This is a genomic window from Streptomyces sp. SID5643 (genome assembly GCF_009872555.1).
GTDB classification, from domain to species: domain Bacteria; phylum Actinomycetota; class Actinomycetes; order Streptomycetales; family Streptomycetaceae; genus Streptomyces; species Streptomyces iakyrus.
Genome location: NZ_WWIC01000131.1, coordinates 1 through 18,041 on the forward strand (window position 1 = coordinate 1; position 18,041 = coordinate 18,041).

General features: G+C 73.7%; 16 protein-coding genes and 1 pseudogene. 3 read left to right on the forward strand and 14 right to left on the reverse strand.

Annotated elements, in window-relative coordinates; genetic code table 11:
* Both GTY56_RS16195 and GTY56_RS16200 read right to left on the reverse strand, forming a co-directional pair.
* A partial coding sequence (locus GTY56_RS16195; RefSeq protein ID WP_272923373.1) for a carboxyl transferase domain-containing protein occupies window positions 1-566 on the reverse strand: 566 nt, incomplete at its 3' end.
* Window positions 559-2,004, reverse strand: coding sequence for an AMP-binding protein (locus GTY56_RS16200; RefSeq protein ID WP_161366089.1), 1,446 nt, complete (start codon window positions 2,002-2,004; stop codon window positions 559-561). The genes GTY56_RS16195 and GTY56_RS16200, both read right to left, overlap by 8 nt.
* A gap of 357 nt (window positions 2,005-2,361) precedes the next feature.
* Between GTY56_RS16200 and GTY56_RS16205 the strand changes: the two genes are divergently transcribed.
* Window positions 2,362-2,952 carry a dihydrofolate reductase family protein gene (locus tag GTY56_RS16205; protein WP_161366090.1) on the forward strand — a complete coding sequence of 197 codons (591 nt, stop codon included), beginning with the start codon at window positions 2,362-2,364 and terminating at the stop codon, window positions 2,950-2,952.
* 73 nt (window positions 2,953-3,025) lie between these two features.
* Here GTY56_RS16205 and GTY56_RS16210 read toward each other — a convergent pair whose 3' ends face one another.
* Window positions 3,026-3,325: a hypothetical protein gene (locus tag GTY56_RS16210; RefSeq protein ID WP_161366091.1), complete on the reverse strand. Its 300-nt coding sequence runs from the start codon at window positions 3,323-3,325 to the stop codon at window positions 3,026-3,028.
* 98 nt (window positions 3,326-3,423) lie between these two features.
* Window positions 3,424-3,580 (reverse strand): annotated as a pseudogene (locus GTY56_RS41585) (MerR family transcriptional regulator); the annotation flags it as partial.
* Between the two features lie 102 nt (window positions 3,581-3,682).
* Here GTY56_RS41585 and GTY56_RS16215 point away from each other — a divergent pair.
* A complete protein-coding gene (locus tag GTY56_RS16215) occupies window positions 3,683-4,561 on the forward strand; it encodes a DcsG N-terminal domain-containing protein (protein WP_161366092.1) in 879 nt (292 codons plus the stop codon).
* A gap of 56 nt (window positions 4,562-4,617) precedes the next feature.
* Window positions 4,618-5,988 carry an MFS transporter gene (locus GTY56_RS16220; protein WP_161366093.1) on the forward strand — a complete coding sequence of 457 codons (1,371 nt, stop codon included), beginning with the start codon at window positions 4,618-4,620 and terminating at the stop codon, window positions 5,986-5,988.
* Window positions 5,989-6,001: 13 nt separating this feature from the next.
* Here the strand turns inward: GTY56_RS16220 and GTY56_RS16225 are convergent, their stop codons facing one another.
* The 10 genes from GTY56_RS16225 to pgfA all read right to left on the reverse strand — a co-directional run bounded on the left by GTY56_RS16225 (window position 6,002) and on the right by pgfA (window position 17,842).
* Entirely contained in the window at window positions 6,002-6,610 is a 609-nt protein-coding gene (locus tag GTY56_RS16225) for a hypothetical protein (RefSeq protein WP_161366094.1), read from the reverse strand.
* Window positions 6,576-7,403 (reverse strand): FkbM family methyltransferase, encoded by an 828-nt coding sequence (locus tag GTY56_RS16230; protein ID WP_161366095.1) that lies wholly within the window; start codon window positions 7,401-7,403, stop codon window positions 6,576-6,578. Before GTY56_RS16230 ends, GTY56_RS16225 begins: the two co-directional genes overlap by 35 nt.
* Window positions 7,400-7,621 carry a Trm112 family protein gene (locus GTY56_RS16235; protein ID WP_107454782.1) on the reverse strand — a complete coding sequence of 74 codons (222 nt, stop codon included), beginning with the start codon at window positions 7,619-7,621 and terminating at the stop codon, window positions 7,400-7,402. Before GTY56_RS16235 ends, GTY56_RS16230 begins: the two co-directional genes overlap by 4 nt.
* Window positions 7,618-8,523: a hypothetical protein gene (locus tag GTY56_RS16240; protein ID WP_161366122.1), complete on the reverse strand. Its 906-nt coding sequence runs from the start codon at window positions 8,521-8,523 to the stop codon at window positions 7,618-7,620. The genes GTY56_RS16235 and GTY56_RS16240 overlap by 4 nt, the downstream gene beginning before the upstream one ends.
* A gap of 15 nt (window positions 8,524-8,538) precedes the next feature.
* Window positions 8,539-9,285: a methyltransferase domain-containing protein gene (locus GTY56_RS16245; protein ID WP_161366096.1), complete on the reverse strand. Its 747-nt coding sequence runs from the start codon at window positions 9,283-9,285 to the stop codon at window positions 8,539-8,541.
* A complete protein-coding gene (locus GTY56_RS16250; RefSeq protein WP_161366097.1) occupies window positions 9,282-10,529 on the reverse strand; it encodes a condensation protein in 1,248 nt (415 codons plus the stop codon). Before GTY56_RS16250 ends, GTY56_RS16245 begins: the two co-directional genes overlap by 4 nt.
* On the reverse strand, window positions 10,526-14,698 hold the full coding sequence (locus tag GTY56_RS16255; protein WP_161366098.1) for an alpha-(1->3)-arabinofuranosyltransferase: 4,173 nt from the start codon (window positions 14,696-14,698) through the stop codon (window positions 10,526-10,528). Before GTY56_RS16255 ends, GTY56_RS16250 begins: the two co-directional genes overlap by 4 nt.
* Window positions 14,695-15,387, reverse strand: coding sequence for a class I SAM-dependent methyltransferase (locus tag GTY56_RS16260; RefSeq protein WP_161366123.1), 693 nt, complete (start codon window positions 15,385-15,387; stop codon window positions 14,695-14,697). Before GTY56_RS16260 ends, GTY56_RS16255 begins: the two co-directional genes overlap by 4 nt.
* 89 nt (window positions 15,388-15,476) lie before the next feature.
* Window positions 15,477-16,628, reverse strand: a complete 1,152-nt coding sequence (locus tag GTY56_RS16265) for a glycosyltransferase family 4 protein (RefSeq protein ID WP_161366099.1) — start codon at window positions 16,626-16,628, stop codon at window positions 15,477-15,479.
* A gap of 218 nt (window positions 16,629-16,846) precedes the next feature.
* Window positions 16,847-17,842 carry a cell envelope lipid trafficking protein PgfA gene (gene pgfA, locus GTY56_RS16270; protein ID WP_161366100.1) on the reverse strand — a complete coding sequence of 332 codons (996 nt, stop codon included), beginning with the start codon at window positions 17,840-17,842 and terminating at the stop codon, window positions 16,847-16,849.
* Window positions 17,843-18,041 lie beyond the last annotated feature (199 nt).

The following is an 18,041-nucleotide window of genomic DNA, read 5'->3' on the forward strand; positions in this document are numbered from 1 at the left end:
GGGTCCGCGTCCGCCGGCCGCACCCGGGAGCCGGCGAAGCCGACCTGCGCGCCGGGCAGCGCGAGCACCACGTCGGCACCCGCGCCCAGGGTCGCCCAGCCGCCCCCGGTCGTCGGGTCGCGCAGGACCGCGACCTGCGCGAGACCGGCCTCCCGGGTGAGCGCCGACTGACGCGCCACCCGCTGGAGCTGGGTCAGCGCGAGCATGCCCTCCTGCATCCGGCTGCCGCCCGTCGCCACCAGGGGCACGATGGGGAAGCGGCGTTCCCGGGCGTAGGCGTACGCCGCCTCCAGCCGGTCACCGGTGCCCTCGCCCAGGGAGCCGCCGAGGAACCCGAACTCGAACGCGATCAGTACGGCCCGGGTACCGCCGACCCGGGCGGTGCCGCACACCACCGACTCCTGCTCGCCGGTGCGTTCCGAGGCCCGGGCGCGGGAGGCGTCGTAGCCCGGCCAGCCGAGCGGGCCGTCGGGCTTCGGCCGCCGTGCGGGGACGGGGAGTTCGGCGAAGGTGGCGTCGTCGGCGAGGGCGGTGACGGCCTCGCGGGCGGAGAGGCGCTCAGCCATGGGTCAGCGCCCGCTTCATGATCTTCCCCATGTCGTTGCGGGGCAGCGTGTCGAGGTGGTGCACGACCCGCGGCCGCTTGTGCGGGGCGAGCCGCCGCGCCACATGACCGGCCAACTCCTCAAGTCCGGGCGGCGACTGGGGATCCGCAGGCACGATCCACGCCACGATCCGCTCCCCCAGATCGGCGTCGGGCTCGCCGGTGACGGCCGCCTCCCGCACCCCGGGGTGTTCGAGGAGCGCGTTCTCGATCTCACCGGCCCCGATCTTGTAACCGCCGCTCTTGATCAGGTCGGTGGCCTTGCGGCCGACGATCCGGACGTAGCCGTCGGGGTCGCGCACCGCCATGTCGCCGGTGCGGAACCAGCCGTCGGCGGTGAAGGCGGCGGCGGTGGCGTCGGGACGGTTGAGGTACTCGGTGAACAGGTTCGGACCGCGCACCTGGATCTCGCCCACCGTCTCCCCGTCGTGCACGGCGACCTCCGAGCCGTCCTCCTCGACCAGCCTCAGCTCCACGCCCGGCAGCGGCACGCCGACCGTGCCCGGGCGGGCCTCGCCGTCGGCGCGGACGCTGGTGTTCATCAGCGTCTCCGTCATGCCGTACCGCTCGATCACCCGCCGCCCGGTCGCGGTCGCGATCCGGCCGTGGTCGTGCACCGGCAGCGCCGCCGACCCGGAGACCAGCAGCCGCGCCCCGGTCAGCCCCTTCACCAGTTCCGGATCGCTCGTCACGGCCTCGGCGATCCGGTGGTACATCGTCGGCACGCCGAACAGCATGGTCGCGCCGGTGTTGAGCTCGTGGGCGACGCCCTGGGTGCTGAAGCGGCCCAGGTGCCGCACCGAGCCGCCGCGCCGCAGGGGGCCGAGGATGCCCAGGACCAGGCCGTGCACGTGGAACAGCGGCAGTCCGTGGACGAGGACGTCATCGCCGGTCCACCGCCAGGCGTCGGCCAGGGCGTCGAGGGTGCTCGCGACGGCCCGGCGGGGGACGACGGCGCCCTTGGGCGGGCCGGTGGTGCCGGAGGTGTAGACGATCAGGGCCGGGGCGCTCTCGTCGGCGGGCTCCGCGGGGGCGGTTCCGGTGCCGTGCACGTCGACGTCGAGCCGGGCCAGGCCTCGTACGGGCTCGGGGAGTTGATCGTCGGGTGCCGTGAGCACCAGGCCGGGGGAGCTGTCGGTCAGGATGTGCCCGAGTTCCTTCTCACCGGACTTGGGGTTGAGCGGCACGGCGGGCACTCCGGCCAGCAGCGCGGCGACGACGGCGACGGCCGTCTCCATCGTGGGCGTCGCCCAGACGGCGACCCGGCGGGCGTCCCCGATGCGCTCGGCCGTCGCACCGGCCGCGGCGGCGAGTTCCCCGTACGTCAGTGAGCGCTCGCCGAACCGCAGGGCGGGCCGGTCGGCCTGGCCGCCGGTCAGGGCCGGGAAGAGAGAGGTCACGCGTCACGTCTCCTTAGCTGTCTGCCTGCTCCACTGGTCGGCGGGTGGGCTGCCCCCAGCCGGGGACGACCATCACCGGCCACGCCGCCGCGGGGACGACCGCGACCACGATCCCTCCGTACACCATCGGCGGCCGGAAGAAACGCTCGCGGTCGACGTCGTCCTGCCCGCCCGAGGCGTCGAGGTGCTGCCGCCCGGGCGCGTGATCGGCGGGAGCAGGAAAAACGGCTGCGTGAGGCCGGAGTTCGGGTCACCATGCCCTTGCGCCGGGAACCGGCACCGTCCCGGCGTGAAGGATCCCGGGCTGTCGCCCGACCCGGCCCGTTCACGATCCGTCACCGATCGACAAGGAACCCCGTGCGCAAGCTCGTGTACTACATCGCCGCCACCCTCGACGGCTTCATCGCCGGGCCCGACGGCGCCGACCCCACAGGACCGGACGGCTTCTGGCCGATCCCCATCGACTATCTGCAGCACCTGGCCGCCGAGTACCCCGAGACCCTGCCCGCCCCGGCCAGGAAGGCGCTGAACGTCACCGCGGAGGGCACACACTTCGACACCGTCCTGGAGGGGCGCAGAACGTACGAGATCGGCCTCGAAGCCGGAATGACCGACGCCTACCCGCACCTGAGACACCTGGTGTTCTCCACCACGTTGACCGAAAGCCCCGACCCGGCCGTGGAACTGGTCGCGAGCGACCCGGTGGCGAAGGTACGGGAGCTGAAGCAGGAGGACGGCAAGGACCTCTGGCTGATCGGCGGGGGCGAATTGGCCGGTGCCCTTTACACCGAGATCGACCAGCTGATCGTCAAGCTGGGCCCGTTGACCATCGGCACCGGGATCCCGCTCTTCGGCCGCACGGCCGCGTTCGATCCGCGCACCTGGAAGCTGACGGACCACGTCGTCCTGGAGAGCGGGGCGGCGTTCCTCACCTACACCCGCAGCTGAGGGCACGTCTGTTCCCGGACCGGCGGATGACGAGCGGCGGTTGATCGAGCCGCTCCGGGCGGCGGGGTTCGGTTCAGGCCCCGCCGCCGGCGCCTGGCGCCACGAACCGCCGGTGGGCCGGGGTGAAGCGGACGTCCGGCTGTCCGGCGAGTCCGACCTGCTGAACGGCCGGGGCGAGGCGCTCGGCGAAGAAGCGCCGGAAGTCCTCCTCGGCGTTCCACACGTCGGTCACGTGCATGACCCCCGGCTCGAACCAGGCCACGTGCAGGACGAGACCGTCCGGCACCCGCTCCTCCCAGCCCACCGTGTCCAGCATCGCGTCGTACTGGTCGGGCGTCACCCCGGCCCAGCGCAGCGTCAGCACCACAGCCATGGGAATCCCTTCCTAGGTCGCTCCCCTGGCCAGTAGACCGGCCGGGGCCGCCCACGGCCCGTGGTCCTACGCCGTCCGGGTCAGGGCTCCACCGCGTCCGCCGCCACGCAGCGGACGTTGTCCGGGCCGATGCCCAGCCGCCGCAGCCACGCCACCAGCCGGGCCTGCTCCAGCTGTCCGGCCGCAGAGGTGCAGCTCGTCGTACAGGCGCAGTGCCTTCGGCGAGAGCGGGCATGCCCTGGCGAACGCGCCGATCGTTCACCGAAGGTGAAGGTCAAACGGGGTGTCGCGGTTCCGGACGCAATTGTTAGCCTCGGCGGACACCGCATCGATCGTCCGTACGAGGATGGAGTCGCCGTGCCCGGCACCCCGCGCATCGCCGTCGTCACCTACGACCCCCGCGGCGAGGAGCACAAGGACCGCGACCTGCCGGTGCTGGTGGAGGCGCTGCGGGAGGCCGGGGCCGACGCCGTCGCCGTGCCCTGGGACGACCCGGACACGGACTGGGCCGCCTTCGATCTCGCGCTCCTCCGCTCCACCTGGGACTACAGCTGGCGCGCCGGGGAGTTCACGGCGTGGGCCGAGCGGTGCGCGAAGGCGACCCGGCTCGCCAATCCGGCCGGTGTCGTGCAGTGGAACGCCGACAAGCGCTACCTCCGGCAGCTCGCGGACGCCGGAGTGCCCGTCGTGCCCACCCGGTACTGCGCGCCCGGCGACCCCCTCGACCTGCCCGCCGACCGCGAGTTCGTCGTGAAGCCGGCCTCCGGGGCCGGTGCCCGCTACGCCGCCCGCTACCCGGCAGGGGAGCGGGACGCCGCCCTGCGGCAGGCCGAGCGCATGCACCGCGAGGGGCTCACCGTCATGGTGCAGCCCTACCTGAGCAGCATCGACACCCACGGCGAGCGGGCCCTGCAGTTCTTCGGCGGACGTCTGCTGCACGCCGGCGTCAAGGGCGCCGTCCTCGCCCCGGGCACACCGTACGACGCCGACAAGGTCGCCCACCCCGACCTTCGCCCCTGGGAGCCGACCGCCGCCGAACTGGCCGTCGCGGAGAAGGCGCTGGCCGCCGTGCCCGGGGACGCGGAGCTGCTGTACGCGCGGGTGGACCTGGTCACCGGGCCCGACGGCGAGCCGTGCGTCATGGAGCTGGAGCTGATCGAGCCGAACCTGTTCCTCCATCTGCATCCGGGCTCCGTGCCCAAGGTGGTGGAGGCGGTACTGGCCGCCGCGGGCTGAGCACGGCACGCGAGGCATACGTCCCCTGGCGCGGCTTTTGGTGTACTGCTGGGGCCATGCCCTCCGAGCGACGGTCCTGGGCACCGCTGCTCGCGGTGTGCGCCGGGTACTTCATGGTCATCCTGGACGTGACGGTGATCAACGTCGCCGTGCCGGTGGTCGGGCGGGAGCTGTCGGCCTCGCTCACCGGGATCCAGTGGATCACCGACGGGTACACGCTGGTCTTCGCCGGGTTCCTGCTGACGGGCGGGGCGCTGGGGGACCGGCTGGGCAACCGGCGGGTCTTCTGCTGGGGCGTGGCGGTGTTCACCGTGTCCTCGGCGGCCTGCGCACTCTCGCCCGGCGCCGCCTTCCTGGTGGTGGCCCGGCTGGTGGAGGGGCTCGGCGCGGCGCTGATCGTGCCCGGTTCGCTGGCCCTGCTCCAGCAGGCCTACCCGGAGCCGGACGTCCGCTCACGGGCCTTCGGGCTGTGGGGTTCGATGGCGGGCATCGCGGCGTCCGCGGGACCTCTGCTGGGCGGGCTGCTCGTCTCCACGGTGGGCTGGCGCTGGGTGTTCCTGATCAACCTGCCCGTCGGCGCCGCCTGCCTGGCGCTCACCCTGCGGCACGTGGCCCGCTCGCCCCGGCGAGCCGACCGGGCCCTGGACTGGCCGGCGCAGGTCTCCGTCGTCGCGGCCGTCGCCCTGCTGACCGCGGCGCTCAACGAGGCCGGGCGGCGCGGCTGGTCCGACCCGGCCGTGCTCGCCGGCCTGGGCCTGGCCGTCCTGTCCGCCGCGGCCTTCGCCCTGCGCGAGCGGCTGGCCCGGTCTCCCGCCCTGCCGCTGAGTCTGCTGCACACACGCGCCCTGAGCGGCGGCGCCGTCATCGGCCTGCTGTTCAACTTCGGCTTCTACGGCATGGTCTTCACCGCCAGCCTGGAGTTCCAGCACCAGCGCGACTACAGCGCCCTCGGCACCGGTCTGGCGCTGTTCCCGGCGGTGGCGATGACGATGTTCGCCTCGGTGCTGTCCGGGCGGCTGTCCCGCCGTACCGGCGACCGCCCGCTGGTGGTCTCGGGCATGCTCCTGGCCGCGCTGGGCCTGGCCGGCTGGGCCGCCGCGGGCCCGGACCCCGCCTACGGGCTCCTGGTGCTCCCGATGATGGCCGCCGGCTTCGGCACGTCCTTCGCCCTCACCGGCTCCACCGCCACCGTGATGGGCGCCGCGCCCCCGGCCTACTCGGGGGCCGCCTCCGCCCTGTTCAACACCACCCGCCAGGTCGGCAGCGCCACCGGCGTCGCGCTCGGCGGCAGCCTGCTCGCCTCGGCCGCGGACTACGGCACCGGAATCCGGACCAGCATGGGCATCGGGGCGCTCGCCTGTCTGACGGCGGCGGTCCTCGCGTGGGTCTGCGTACCGGCCAGGACCCGGCACACGGACACCTCCTGAGGACGCCGCCGTCTCAGCTGTGAGCGCCGGTGACGGCCACCCGCTGCACCAGCCCCCAGGTGAACTCCGCGACCGCCTCCCGCCGGACGCCCTCGGCGTCGGGCGCGGTGAACGCCAGCCCCCACCGGGTCGGTGCCGAGCCCTGAAGGGGGCGGGCCGGGGCGAAGGCGCGGGCCGCCTCGTCGACCGTGCAGGACCAGGGGGAGAGGTCGTCCAGCGTGCGCAGCGCGGGGCCCTTCGCGCCCGGGGCACGGACCAGCCACTCGTTCCACACCGCGCGGTTCGGGGCGGTCAGCACCTCGAAGCGCAGGGAGGGCCAGAGCGGCACCGGCCACAGCCAGGCCTCGCAGTCGAGATCGCCGATCCGGCGGGGCGTGCGGGACTCGGGGTCGCCCAGCACCTGGCGGTAGCGCGACAGGGGCGGGCGCGAACGCGGGGAGCGGACCATCGCCTGCCACCGTCGGTTGGCCTCGCGCATGTCCGCGATCGACACCCCCAGCTCGTGGCGGGCGTCCTCCACGAGGCCGGGATTGTGGTCGGCCATGCGGCGCAGCAGCACCAGCTGGAAGTCGAGCGGGGTGAAGGGGCTAGCGGGGTGCTTTCCGGAGGGCATGGGTCCCATCGTCGCCCACCGGGTTCCTGCCCGGGCGGCGGCCGTCGGGGAGGAACAGGACGGAGTTGACGTAGCGCGGGCCCCGCCGGAGCGGGGAGGGCAGGACGCGGCGGAGCAGGCCGTGGGAGACGACGTAGGAGGCGTCCGCCTGGTGGTCCTCCAGGGGGAACCGGGCGAGCGGGACCCAGGTGTCGCCGGGCAGGACCCAGCCGTCGTAGCCCAGCAGGGACAGATAGGTCACCACCGGCGCGATCGGCTGGATGCGGGACTCCAGCTCCACGAACAGGGCCGGCCGGTCGCGGGCCAGCAGCCCCGTCGCGCCCCGCAGCACCGCCGGCTCGTTGCCGTCCACGTCGATCTTGATGAAGCCGACGTCGCGCAGCCCCAGCTCGTCCAGCGTGACGCAGGGGACGTCCAGCGCGCGGCCGTGGATGTCGCGGCGGACCAGCGAGGACACGCCCCGGTCGCCCGAGTCGTCCGAGGGCAGCCACAGGCGGGCGATGCCCGGCCGGTCCGAGGCGGCCGCCCGGACCACGCGCACGTTCGGCGGGGCGGCGGCGACCAGCAGCCGGGCCAGATGGGGCACCGGCTCGACCGTCACGACCTGCTCGGCGAGGCCGGACAGACGGTGTGTCCAGGGCCCGTACCAGCCGCCGACGTCCACCGCCGTACGGCAGCCCGGCGGGCACAGCTCGGCGAGCCGGGCCAGCTCCGGTTCGAACCGGGGGTAGAGCGCCCGGGCCGCCGCGGCCACCAGACGGGCGGGCAGCAGAGGGGCGACACGGGCCGCCAGGCTGGTCACGGCGCCATCCTCTTCAGGAGTTCCTCGTGCTCGTCGTCCGGCACCTGCTCTCCCGAGGACGGCAGCAGCTGCGGAATGCCGTCGGTGATCGGGTAACGGCGGTGCAGGCGCGGGTTGTACAGCGCCTCCTCCTGCCCGGCCTCCTCGGCCAGCAGATGCAGCGGACCCTTGTCGAGCGGGCACGCCAGGATCTTCAGCAGCGGGTCGTCGGGCTTCATGGGGATGCCAGCTCCTTGGCGGGTGGGGAGGGTTGGGGAGCGGTGTCGTGCTTCGGCATGGTCAGCAGGACGGCGACCGCCAGGGCCGTGCCCGCCACCCGCAGCGCGAGCCGCAGCGGTTCGTCCGGCAGGGCCTCGCCGAACGACAGCGTGCCGAGCACCGCCGTGAACAGGGACGTCACGGTCGTGCACACCGGCACGATCAGCGAGGCCCGGCAGCGTTGCAGCGCCGCCTGGGACATCACCAGGCCGAACACACCGGTGAAGAGCAGCAGATAGGGATACGGGGAGCCCAGCAGGCCCAGGACCGCGCCTCCGGTCCCCTCGGTCGTCAGACGGCCGGCGACGCCCTTGATGGCCAGCGAGCTGACGCCGTACAGCAGGCCCACGGCCACGCCGTACTCGACGCCGGTCGTGGGCCGCCGGTGCCGGTTGCGGGTGCGCCGCTCGGCCGAGACGTACAGCCACACCCCGGCCGCCAGCGACGGCACGCACACCAGCAGGATCAGCTGGTAGGGAGCGTCCTGGCCGACGGTGTCCGACCCTTCCCGCAGCGACAGCACCACCATCAGCAGCGCCAGCAGGATCGCGCCGAGCGCGTACCGCTCCCGGCCGGACGTCTCCTCGCCGAGCAGCCGCGCCGACAGCAGCACCAGCAGCACCAGGCCGGAGACGAAGATGCCCTGCGCGGCGGCGATCGGCAGGGTGCGGTAGACGACGAGCTGTGCGGCGAAACCCGCGGCCAGGGCGAGGGACCCGCCGATCCACAGCGGGCTGCCGAGGACGAGGCGCAGCAGCCGGGCCGGTTGCCGGATGCTCACCTCGGGGAGCGAGGTGAGCGCCCGCTTCTCCAGCACGAAGCCCAGGCTGTACAGGGTGTTCGCCAGCAGGGCCGCGGCCACTCCCCACCACATGGGCTACGTCCTCCTGGCATGCAGCAGCAGGATCGACGCGAGCTGCGGCCGGGCGCAGGCCAGCCGGTCCAGCGGGCGCAGCGGGCGCGGCACGCCGTGGAAGGGAGCCCCTTCCAGCCGTTCGACCGTGAAGCCGGACGCGGCGACGAACTCCCTGAGCGCGCGGGCGGTGTAGAGGCGCAGGTGCCCCACGACCTCCTTGCCCGGTCGGCCGTGGATGCCGCGCAGGCTGACCTCCGAGAACACGGGCTGCACTCCGGCCAGCAGCAGGCCGCGGTTGTACCAGGCGGCCAGGTTCGGCGTGGACAGCATCAGATGCCCGCCGGGCCGCAGGATCCGGCGGATCTCGTCGAGGGCCGCGTCGGGGTCGACGAGGTGCTCGACGACCTCGCTGAACAGCACGGCGTCCGCCGCGCCGGACGCGAACGGCAGCCCGCCGCCGGTGAGTTCGCCGCGCACCGCGTACGGGATGCGGGTGCGGGCGCGGCGCAGGGCGTCCTGGGACCAGTCGACGCCGATGACGCGGTGGCCGGGCAGGAGCGGGGCGGCGGTGGCGGCGGCGGTGCCGTCCCCGCAGCCGATGTCGAGGATCGTCTGCGGGGACGCGGCCGCCGGGCCGCTCAGGGCACGGGCCAGCATGCGGGCCTGGCGGAGGCTGCGCGGGGTGCCGGACGCGACGGGCACGGCGGGGTTCTCGTAGAAGTCCCGCAGGTCACGGGGCTGGGGTCCGGTGGTGGTCGGCGTCGTCACGGGGTCACCTCCGTGGTGTGCAGGTAGTGCTCGAACAGGTCGCGGAGGTGGGCGCCGTCGCCGTGACCGAGCAGGGCCTTCGACCAGCGCAGGGCCAGATGGAGACGGCCCGCGGTGGAGGCGGTGGTCACGGTCAGGCCGCGCGGCATCCGGGCCGGGGCGGAGAACCAGACGGCGTGCGCGCGGCCCGCCTCGTCGCCGAAGTCGAGCGGGTAGGGGATGCGGCCGATGTTGCTGAGCAGGGTCGTCGACGTCCAGGGCGCGGCGGCCCGGCGCAGGGTGCGGGTGAGGGCGGCGCGGGCGGTGACGGGCGCCCAGGGCGCGGTCAGGAGGGCGGCGCCGTGGCCCAGCTGGGGCCGGGGGAGGGACTTCAGGGCGCGGGTGCGCTCCGCGGTGCGGCGCAGCAGGGCCGGCATGTCGGTGACGTCCAGTTCCCCCGGCGCGTACGGGACTTCCACCAGCCGGGTGCCGTTGCCGATGGGCATCGTGGTGTCGCGGGGGCGGTCGTCCACCGGCATCGTGATGCGCAGGGGGCGGGGGCGGGCGCCGTGCTCCCGGTTCCAGTGGGCGATGGTCAGGGCCGTGGTGACCATGAGCTGGTCGTTGACGGTGTACGGGGAACCCTTGGGGCGGTGCGGGAGGGGCAGCTCGGCGACGAGCATGCCGTTGCCCGGAGCGGGTTCGGGCGTGCCGTGCGCCACCCGTGCCGGGGGTGACCAGCCGGCCGGGGTGTCCGGGGGTTCCTGCCGGGGTTCGGCGGGGCGGGTCGGGGGCGCCGCCGGGGCGTTGTCCCGGCCGCCGTACAGCTCGGCCGCCGTGGCCAGGACGCGCAGGCAGGCCGGACCGTCCAGGGCGGTGTGGTTGATGGTGAGGAGGAGGACCGAGTCCACCACCTCCAGCCGGATCGGCGGGGACGCCGACAGCGGCGGGGCGGCCGCGAGGGCCCGGGTCCGCGCGTCGAGCAGGGCTCGTGGGCCCGGCGGGGCGAAGGTCACCACCTCCACGTCCGGCTCCGCCGTCAGCTCCCACTCGTACTGCCGCCGGTACCACGGCCCCCGCGCCTCCCGCATCAGGATCCGCGGATGCCGGTGCAGGGCCTCCAGGAACGCCTTGCGCAGCCGCGCCCGGTCGAGGGGGCCCGGGAGGTGGACCTCGATGTGGACGGTCTCCGGCTCCTCCTGCTGGAGGCAGTGCCGGGAGACCTCGTCCACCACAGGGAACGGGATGCGTACCGGTGCCGTCATGCGGATGTGCCCTCCCCCGTTCCGGTCTTCGGCAGCCGTTGTGTCGGAGCCTCCGGGGCCGGTCCCTCGCGCAGGCTCACCAGCCCCGCGAACAGGCCTGTGAGAGCCAGCAGTTGGGCCAGGTGACCGAACGCGCCGTCGCCCGCGCCCACCGGCTCCCCGGCCCCGAAGGCCGCGACGATCCCGGCTGCCGCCAGGGCGGCGAACGCGATCGGCACCAGCAGGGTGTGCCGCCGGGCGGCGAGCAGCGCCAGCGCCGGGACCAGCAGGGCCAGCCAGCCCGCGATCACGACGCCGACCAGCGTCAGCGCCACCGTGCCGAGCCACAGCCCGGGCAGCGGCGGGACCGGCTGGGGCGCGTCGGGGTTGGGGGCGCGGCGCCGCCACAGCGCCAGGCCCACCAGGACCGCGATGCCGACGCCGCTGCCGATCAGGGCCGCGTCGTACGTCGTGGCCGGCTCGTAGGACAGCTTGACCTCGCCGCCCGCCCCGGCCGGGACCCGCCAGCCCTGCTGCCAGCCGTCCAGCCGCACCGGGGTCAGCTCCTTGCCGTCCAGGGTGGCCTTCCAGCCGTCGTTGAAGTTCTCGTACGTCGTCAGGTACGAGGCCGCGCCCGAACCGACCGTGACCGCGCGCCGGTCACCCAGCCAGTCCCGGATCCGCAGGTCGCGCCCGGCCGCCGCGGCCTCGGGGACCGTGCCGCGGGTCAGCGTCACGTCCGTGAGCGCGAGCGGGCCGGCGTCTCCGCCCTCCAGCCGGTGCTCCCCGGCCGCGAGCCGCACCTCGGCGTCGTCCCTGCCCTCCTGGCAGAGGGTCACCTCCACGCCCCGGCGCTCCACCAGGTCCCGCACGGTGCCCTTCGCGCTCGTCTGGTACAGCTCGCCGTCCAGCGCCACGTCCGGACCCTTGCCGCACGGCAGGGAGAACGTCCGGGTGCCGTCGGGCTGCGGGGTGCGGTACTGGTCGAGGGACGGCAGGTACGCCTCCGTGAGCCCCACCGGCAGCCGCAGGTCCTCGTCGGCGACCGGGTTGTGCAGGGTCAGCGGGGCCGTCTCGGTGATCGTGATGTCGAGCCGGTCCGTGGTGATCGGCGGGAAGCGGACCCAGCCGTTCTCGTCGACTCCGGCGATCGCCGCGCCGTCCGGGGAGCTGATGTGCACCTCGGAAGCGCGGGCGGACAGCCCGCCCGCGGGGGCCAGGACCAGTTCGCCGACCGGCTGCTTGCCCTCCCAGCGCAGGTGGATCGCCGGCCGGTCGCCCGCGACCCACGCCGTCGTCAGGTCGCCGTCGGTGAGGTTGCGCGCCGTCAGGCCCGCTCCGAGGCGCGCCGTGGAGTCGGCGGTGGCGACGATCCGGGCCTGCTGCTCGGGCGCGACCTCGTAGAGCAGCTCGTTGAGTGCCTCGCCCGGCACCGGCACCGCGCTCGCCTTCACCTCGTACGTCCCGGCGGCCGGTGTCGTGAAGCGGCGGTGCAGGCCCGCCTCGGTGCCGGTCGCGGACAGGCCCGTCGGGTCGGAGGCGCGGTGCAGGGAGACGACGGTGGCGGCCGACGTGGCGTTCTCGGCGTCCGCCGGGAGCCGCAGCAGGCGGGTCACCTGCACGTCCGGCAGGCCGATCTCGGAGAAGCCGGCGCCGGTGAGACCGGTCCGGCGTTCCACGGAGTCCACGATCGTCAGCTTCATCCACCCCGTCGCGCCCTCGGGCGCCTTGATCCTCTGGGTCATGCCGTTCGGCTGGAGGAAACTGGTCCTCTCGCCCTTCTCGGTCTCCACCCGCACCTTCGTCGCCGCCGCCCGCACGCTCTCCTGCGGCAGCGGCGTCACCTTGAAGGAGGACGGCATGTCGTAGGAGCCGGTGAAGCCGATGCGCAGCCACTGCCCGTCCGGCGTGTCCGGCGCGCCCTCCGCCCACGCGGTGTCCGGGTTGCCGTCGAAGGCGTTCACCGGGTCGTACTGCGGGAGGTGGAACAGCCAGTTGCCGTACGAGGACGCCGACACCGAGCGGGCGCCGCGCAGTTCGGCCACCGTCTGGTGGTCCGAGCCCTCGGCGGGCAGGATCTGGCGCGGCTTCTCGCCCGGGTCCTGCTGGGCGTCCGGCGCGTTGCGCTCGTCGCGCGTATAGGTGTACGACGTGCCGGCGTTGACCAGCCCGAACCGGGTGTCCGCCCGCCGCAGCCCGTCACCCACCACCTGCACGGCCGGCGTGCCGAGCCCGGGATGGTTGTCGCCGGTCAGGACGGTCGCCCGCCCGCGCAGCCGCTCCGCCAGCGGCAGCAGCGCCTCGGGCCCGCCGGACACCACGGCCGTGTCGGCGACGGGGGCGAGCCCGGCCTGCCCCGGCCGGACCACGTCCTCACCCGTCGGCCGGTAGATCTCCACGGCCCGCTGCCGCGGGTACAGCCCCTCGACCTGGAGCGGCGCGTCCTGCGCGATCCGGCCGCCGGTCATCACCGGCCCGAGCCCCGTCACCCGCTCGTACCCCGACTGCTCCAGGGTGCGTTTGACGGTCGCGGTGGGCACGTACCCGATCTGGTCGGGATCGAGGTCGTTGCGTACGACGACGTAGTACAGCCCGGCTCTGCTCAAGTAGTCGGCCAGGCCGGGCACGTGGGAGCCGGACAGCAACGCCTGCTCGACGGCGTCCATGGCGCGCCGGTTGCCGGGCGTGCCGAACGGCACGTAGTCGCGCTGCGCCCACCGCGACTCGGCGAGCACGTCGAGCGGCTGGTCGATGGGGGAGCCCCAGGTGTACACGCCGTGCGCGGTGGCCGGGACGACCAGGGCGCGCGAGTCGGGCGAGTACTTCTCCAGCCAGTCGGCGGTGGCCTGCCAGTAGGTGGGGAGCTTCTGGAAGGAACCCGGGTTGAGGATCGAGCCGTTGAGGTAAGGCCACAGCAGCCCCGGCAGGATCAGCACGGCCGCGATCAGCGGGGCGAAGCGCCGGCCGCGCACCCGCCGGGCCCCGTGCGGCTCGGAGGCCACGCCCACCAGGTGCGCCAGACCCAGCACGAGCGCCAGCGCCACACCGGTCTGGAACTTGTAGATGTTCCGGAACGGCGACAGCCACCCGTCCAGCCAGCCCTGCACGACCCCGTGGAACGGCGCCCCGAACGCCCCGCCGTACCCGGCGAGCAGGACCAGCACGGCCACCAGCACCGTCAGCACCAGCCACCGCCGCTCGGGCATGTCCCGCCGCGCGAGCCCGGCGAGCCCGAGTCCGGCGGCGAGCGCCGAGCACACGATCACGACGACGGAGGAGGCCACGGCCCAGCCGGCCGGCAGCCACGCCTCACCGAGGTGCAGATAGGCGACCCAGTTGCCGGCGCCGCGCAGCGCCTCGGTCGCCGCCATGGTGTCCGTCGTCGTCTGCGAGGTCTCTATATAGGGGAGGAAGTTCTCGCCGTAGACACCGAGCAGCAGCAGCGGCACCCACCACCAGGCCGTCACCACGATCACGGCGGGGGCCCACCAGGCGATCAGCTTGCGCTGCCGCGGCCCGGGCGGCCGGGACAGCAGGTACAGCCCGACCGGCAGCAGCGACGCCAGGGTCGCCGACGCGTTCACCCCGCCCATGAACGGCACGAGCAGCGCCGACCGCAGGGCCGCAACCCGGGCGGCGTACCGTTCGTTCGTCAGCGGCAGCAGCACCCACGGCAGGAACGCTCCCGGCAGCGCGGCCGCCGACGTCGACCCGATCACGGTCGTGAACACCGGCCACAGCGCGTACGCCACCGCGCCCAGCAGCCGGGACGCCCCGCTGCCCACCCGCAGCCGCTCCGCCAGCCGCAGCGCCCCCCAGAAGGCAACGGACACGATCAGCGACAGCCACAGCCGCTCCGCCAGCCACACCGGAAGCCGTACGAGATCGCACAGCCAGTAGAACGGCAGCATCGGCCACAGATAGCCGACGTACTGGTCCTGGATCCCGCCGAACCCGGCCCGGTCGTGCCACAGCTGGCCCAGATCGGCGAGGAACTGCCCCGGATCGACCGTGACACCGAGCTTGGTGTCGAAGGTCTGCCGCCCGGGTCGCACCACGAGGAACAACACGAACACCACGGCCCAGAAGCCCAGCAGCCAGCGCCGCGACCGCGGGCCGTCGGGCGGGCCCGCGGCGGTCGCGGTGGTGGGGACGGCTGCCGGGGGAGGAGCCTGAACCGTGGTCGTCATGCAGGACACCGCCGCAGAATGAGGAGGAGGTTCCAGGTGGCGAACTCGCGGATGCCGGGCGCCTTGACGACGGCCTCCGCGAGGAAGGGCCAGTAGCGGGAGCGCGCCGAGACGACCGTGACGTCGTCCCGGGCCCGCACCTGCCGCAGGGTGGAGCCGATGTGCACGGCGAACAGGTTCTCGCCGAGGGTGTGCTTGGCCGGCCTGCCGGTCCGCCGCAGGTAGCGGGCCCGGGCCCGGTCGGCGCCGAAGTAGTGCCACGGGGCCCACTCGTGCCCGCCCCACGGCGACAGCCAGTTGGTGAACGACACGTAGATCAGCCCGCCCGGGCGGGTCACCCGGGCCAGCTCGCTGAGGAACGTCTCCGGATCCGCCACGTGCTCCAGCACGTTGGAGGAGAAGGTGACGTCGGCGGCGCCGTCCCGCACGGGCAGCAGGTACCCGTCGGCGACGACGGCCGAGTCGGGGGGCTTCTGGCCGAGCTCGGCCAGGTCGGGCTCGAAGAGGAACGCGTTCGCCCCGCGGCGCCGGAACTCCGCGGTGAAGTACCCGCCGCCGCCACCGACGTCGAGCACGGTACGCCCGGCGACCGGCCCGTCGTAGGACTCGACCTGGTCGACCGCGTCGCGGGCGAGCAGCGAGTAACAGGCCTCGGGGTCGTCCTGCTCGTGGAGGAAGGCACGGAACAGGGCGAGGGATCTCCGGAACGAGGGGTCGCGCGCATAGGGGCGCGTGGCTGCGACGGCTGCGGGTCCGCCGCGCGGGCGCGTGGGCGGCTTCACGGGCTCCAGCCCCTCACCGCCTCCGTGGCGACCGCCCTGAACTGCCGCACCGTCCGGTCCCACCGGAACTGCGCGGCCCGCTCCCGCGCCGCCTTCCCCATCAGCTCCCGCCGTCGCCCGGAGAGGGCCAACGCGCACCACGCCGCGGCGAAGGACGACTCGCCCCGCGCGAGGACGCCGGTCTCACCGTCGACGACGGAGTCCTTGAGTCCCGGCACGTCGAAGGCGACGGCAGGTGTCTCGCGGGCCGCGGCCTCCGTCACCACCAGCCCCCACCCCTCCACCGCGGACGGGTGCAGCAGCAGCCAGGCCGCACACAGCAGCCGGTGCTTCTCGGCTTCTGAGACGTACCCGGTGAACTCGACGCCGGGCCCGGCCAGTTGCTCCAGACGGCCCCGCTCGGGCCCGTCCCCGACGATCACCAGGCGTCCGCCGGTCACCGGCCGTACCCGCTCCCACAGCCGCAGCAGCAGGTCGATCCGCTTGTACTCGACGAGCCGCCCGACGGCGACGAACAACGGCTCCGGCGAACGCTCGGCCCGCGGGCCCGGTTCCTCGACCCCGTTGTGCACGACCCGGATCCGGTCCCGCTCGACGCCGATCTCGCGCAGCGCGTGCGCGGTCGAGGAGGACACGGCGACGAGCAGACTCCGCTGCTGCGCCCCGGTCAGCGCCCACTGTTCGAGTCTTCGGCCGAGCCGCGCCGCCGGGGCCAGCGGCCCGCCGAAGCGCATCGGCCACAGCTCCGTGTGGACGTGGTTGACCAGGGTCAGCGTCGGCCCCCGGTGCCACAGCGGCGCCAGGTAGGGCATGCCGTTGCACACCTCGACCAGCAGGTCGCAGTCGCCGACCTGCCGGGTGAAGGCGGACCGGGCGCGCAGGTAGTGGCCGTAGGGGCCGCCGGCGGAGACGACCCGGTAGTCGCGGAAGGCGGCCGGCCCTCCGCACAGCAGGGTCACCTGGTGCCCCAGCCGGGTCAGTCCGTCGGCGAGTCTGTCGACCAGCAGCTCGGAGCCGCCGGCGGACGGATTGTCCAGATCACGATGGGCGAGGAAAACGATCCGGCGCGGATGTGGGGGGAGCGCCGAGAGGTGCTGCGACGCACTGGGGAGCGCGGCACGCAGCCGGGACGGTACGTGCTGGGGCATCGGTGCTCCAACTCGTGTTGGGGTGCGGAACTCAGCGTGGGGAAAACGTGGGGGGTGTGGTCGTCACAGGGGGTCGGTCTGTGCGGAGCCTGAGCTCTTCCTGGGAGGGGAGTGTGGACGGGGTGTGCTCGGGTGGGGTTGGACAGTTTTCGCCCGGACGTTCGCCACGGCTACTCACCGGCGTGACAATTTCCGGCTTTGTTGGAGCTGACGTCACATCACATCGTGAGGGTGGGCTGGGGCGTACCGGACGTATCGGCCGGAACGGGGCTCTCCGGCTCCTTCCGCCCACGCGCCACGAGAACGCCCCCCGCTACCGCCAGCACGAAGCCCCCCACGGCCGCTCCGATCGGCAGTGTCGTGCCCACCATCCGCAGTTGCCCGCTGTCCCGCTTCGCCTGCCGCACGGCTTCCTTCTGCGTCGCGGTCGTGAACGAGACCTTCCGGCTGTCCAGCAGCACCGCCGCGTCCTTCTTCCCGCCCGGTGCCCGCAGGGTCCGCTTCGGGCCGGTCTGCGCGTAGATCACACGGCCTGTCGCCTGGTCCACCACCAGCTCGAAACCGTGGTTGGAGTACCACTCCTCGGCCAGCACCTGCGGCCGGTTCGGCTGGTCCACGAGGCTGCCCGGCACCATGCGCGTGCCGGTCTGCGTCGGCGGCACGGAGCCGGTGAACCTGTAGCCCGTGTAGCCCTGGATCTTCGCGGTGCCCCGGTAGCGCAGCACGACCGTGTCGCCGAGCGTGTTGTCCCACCACTGGTAGGAGCGTTTCTGCACGTCGAAGGGGAACTTCAGGTACGCCTCGCCCTCGATGTAGGGCTTCTCCCCGCAGCAGTGCACGGGCCGGGTGGTCTTCCGGTCCATCACCCAGCGGTGCGGGACGAAGTCCAGCGCGTCGTGCGGATCGGCGGCCGGCAGCGACTTGTCGGTGTCGACCGTGGTCGTCACATCCCAGACGGCGTTGCCGCTGCGTTCGCTGTCCTCGACGTTGCCCCGCACCCGCTGGGTCACGGTGATCTTCCGGTCGGGAACCGTCTCGATCCGGTCAGTGTCGAAGACGCTGCCCCGGCCGGTGTAGACGGCGGTCGTGTCGATGTCGATCGGGTTCACCGCTGCACGGGGCTCCACGTACCAGGCGAGCAGGGGCGCCAGCACCAGCAGGAACGTACCGAGACCCAGCAGGACCAGGGAAAAGGGAGAGGTTGTACGGCGCATCCGGGCACTCCAGTGGCTTGGGACGGCTCGACGTACGAGAGGGCCGGCACGGCGGCGGAATGCGCACGTGCGGTTGGGCCGGGAACCGTAGGCGGCTCTTGACGGGGTGTCAATGCTTGTCGAGACTGGGCGCGACAGGCAGGGACGGGACGCCGAGGTGGGGAAACCTCCGGACGATCTCCGGGCGAATCCGGACAGA

Excerpts from the sequence above, each read along its gene's own strand:
- GTY56_RS16250 (WP_161366097.1), bottom strand. The coding sequence starts at position 10,529 with ATGACGGCACCGGTACGCATCCCGTTCCCTGTGGTGGACGAGGTCTCC.
- GTY56_RS16255 (WP_161366098.1), bottom strand. The coding sequence starts at position 14,698 with ATGACGACCACGGTTCAGGCTCCTCCCCCGGCAGCCGTCCCCACCACC.
- GTY56_RS16210 (WP_161366091.1), bottom strand. The coding sequence starts at position 3,325 with ATGGCTGTGGTGCTGACGCTGCGCTGGGCCGGGGTGACGCCCGACCAG.
- GTY56_RS16220 (WP_161366093.1), top strand. The coding sequence starts at position 4,618 with ATGCCCTCCGAGCGACGGTCCTGGGCACCGCTGCTCGCGGTGTGCGCC.
- GTY56_RS16235 (WP_107454782.1), bottom strand. The coding sequence starts at position 7,621 with ATGAAGCCCGACGACCCGCTGCTGAAGATCCTGGCGTGCCCGCTCGAC.
- pgfA (WP_161366100.1), bottom strand. The coding sequence starts at position 17,842 with ATGCGCCGTACAACCTCTCCCTTTTCCCTGGTCCTGCTGGGTCTCGGT.
- GTY56_RS16225 (WP_161366094.1), bottom strand. The coding sequence starts at position 6,610 with ATGGGACCCATGCCCTCCGGAAAGCACCCCGCTAGCCCCTTCACCCCG.
- GTY56_RS16265 (WP_161366099.1), bottom strand. The coding sequence starts at position 16,628 with ATGCCCCAGCACGTACCGTCCCGGCTGCGTGCCGCGCTCCCCAGTGCG.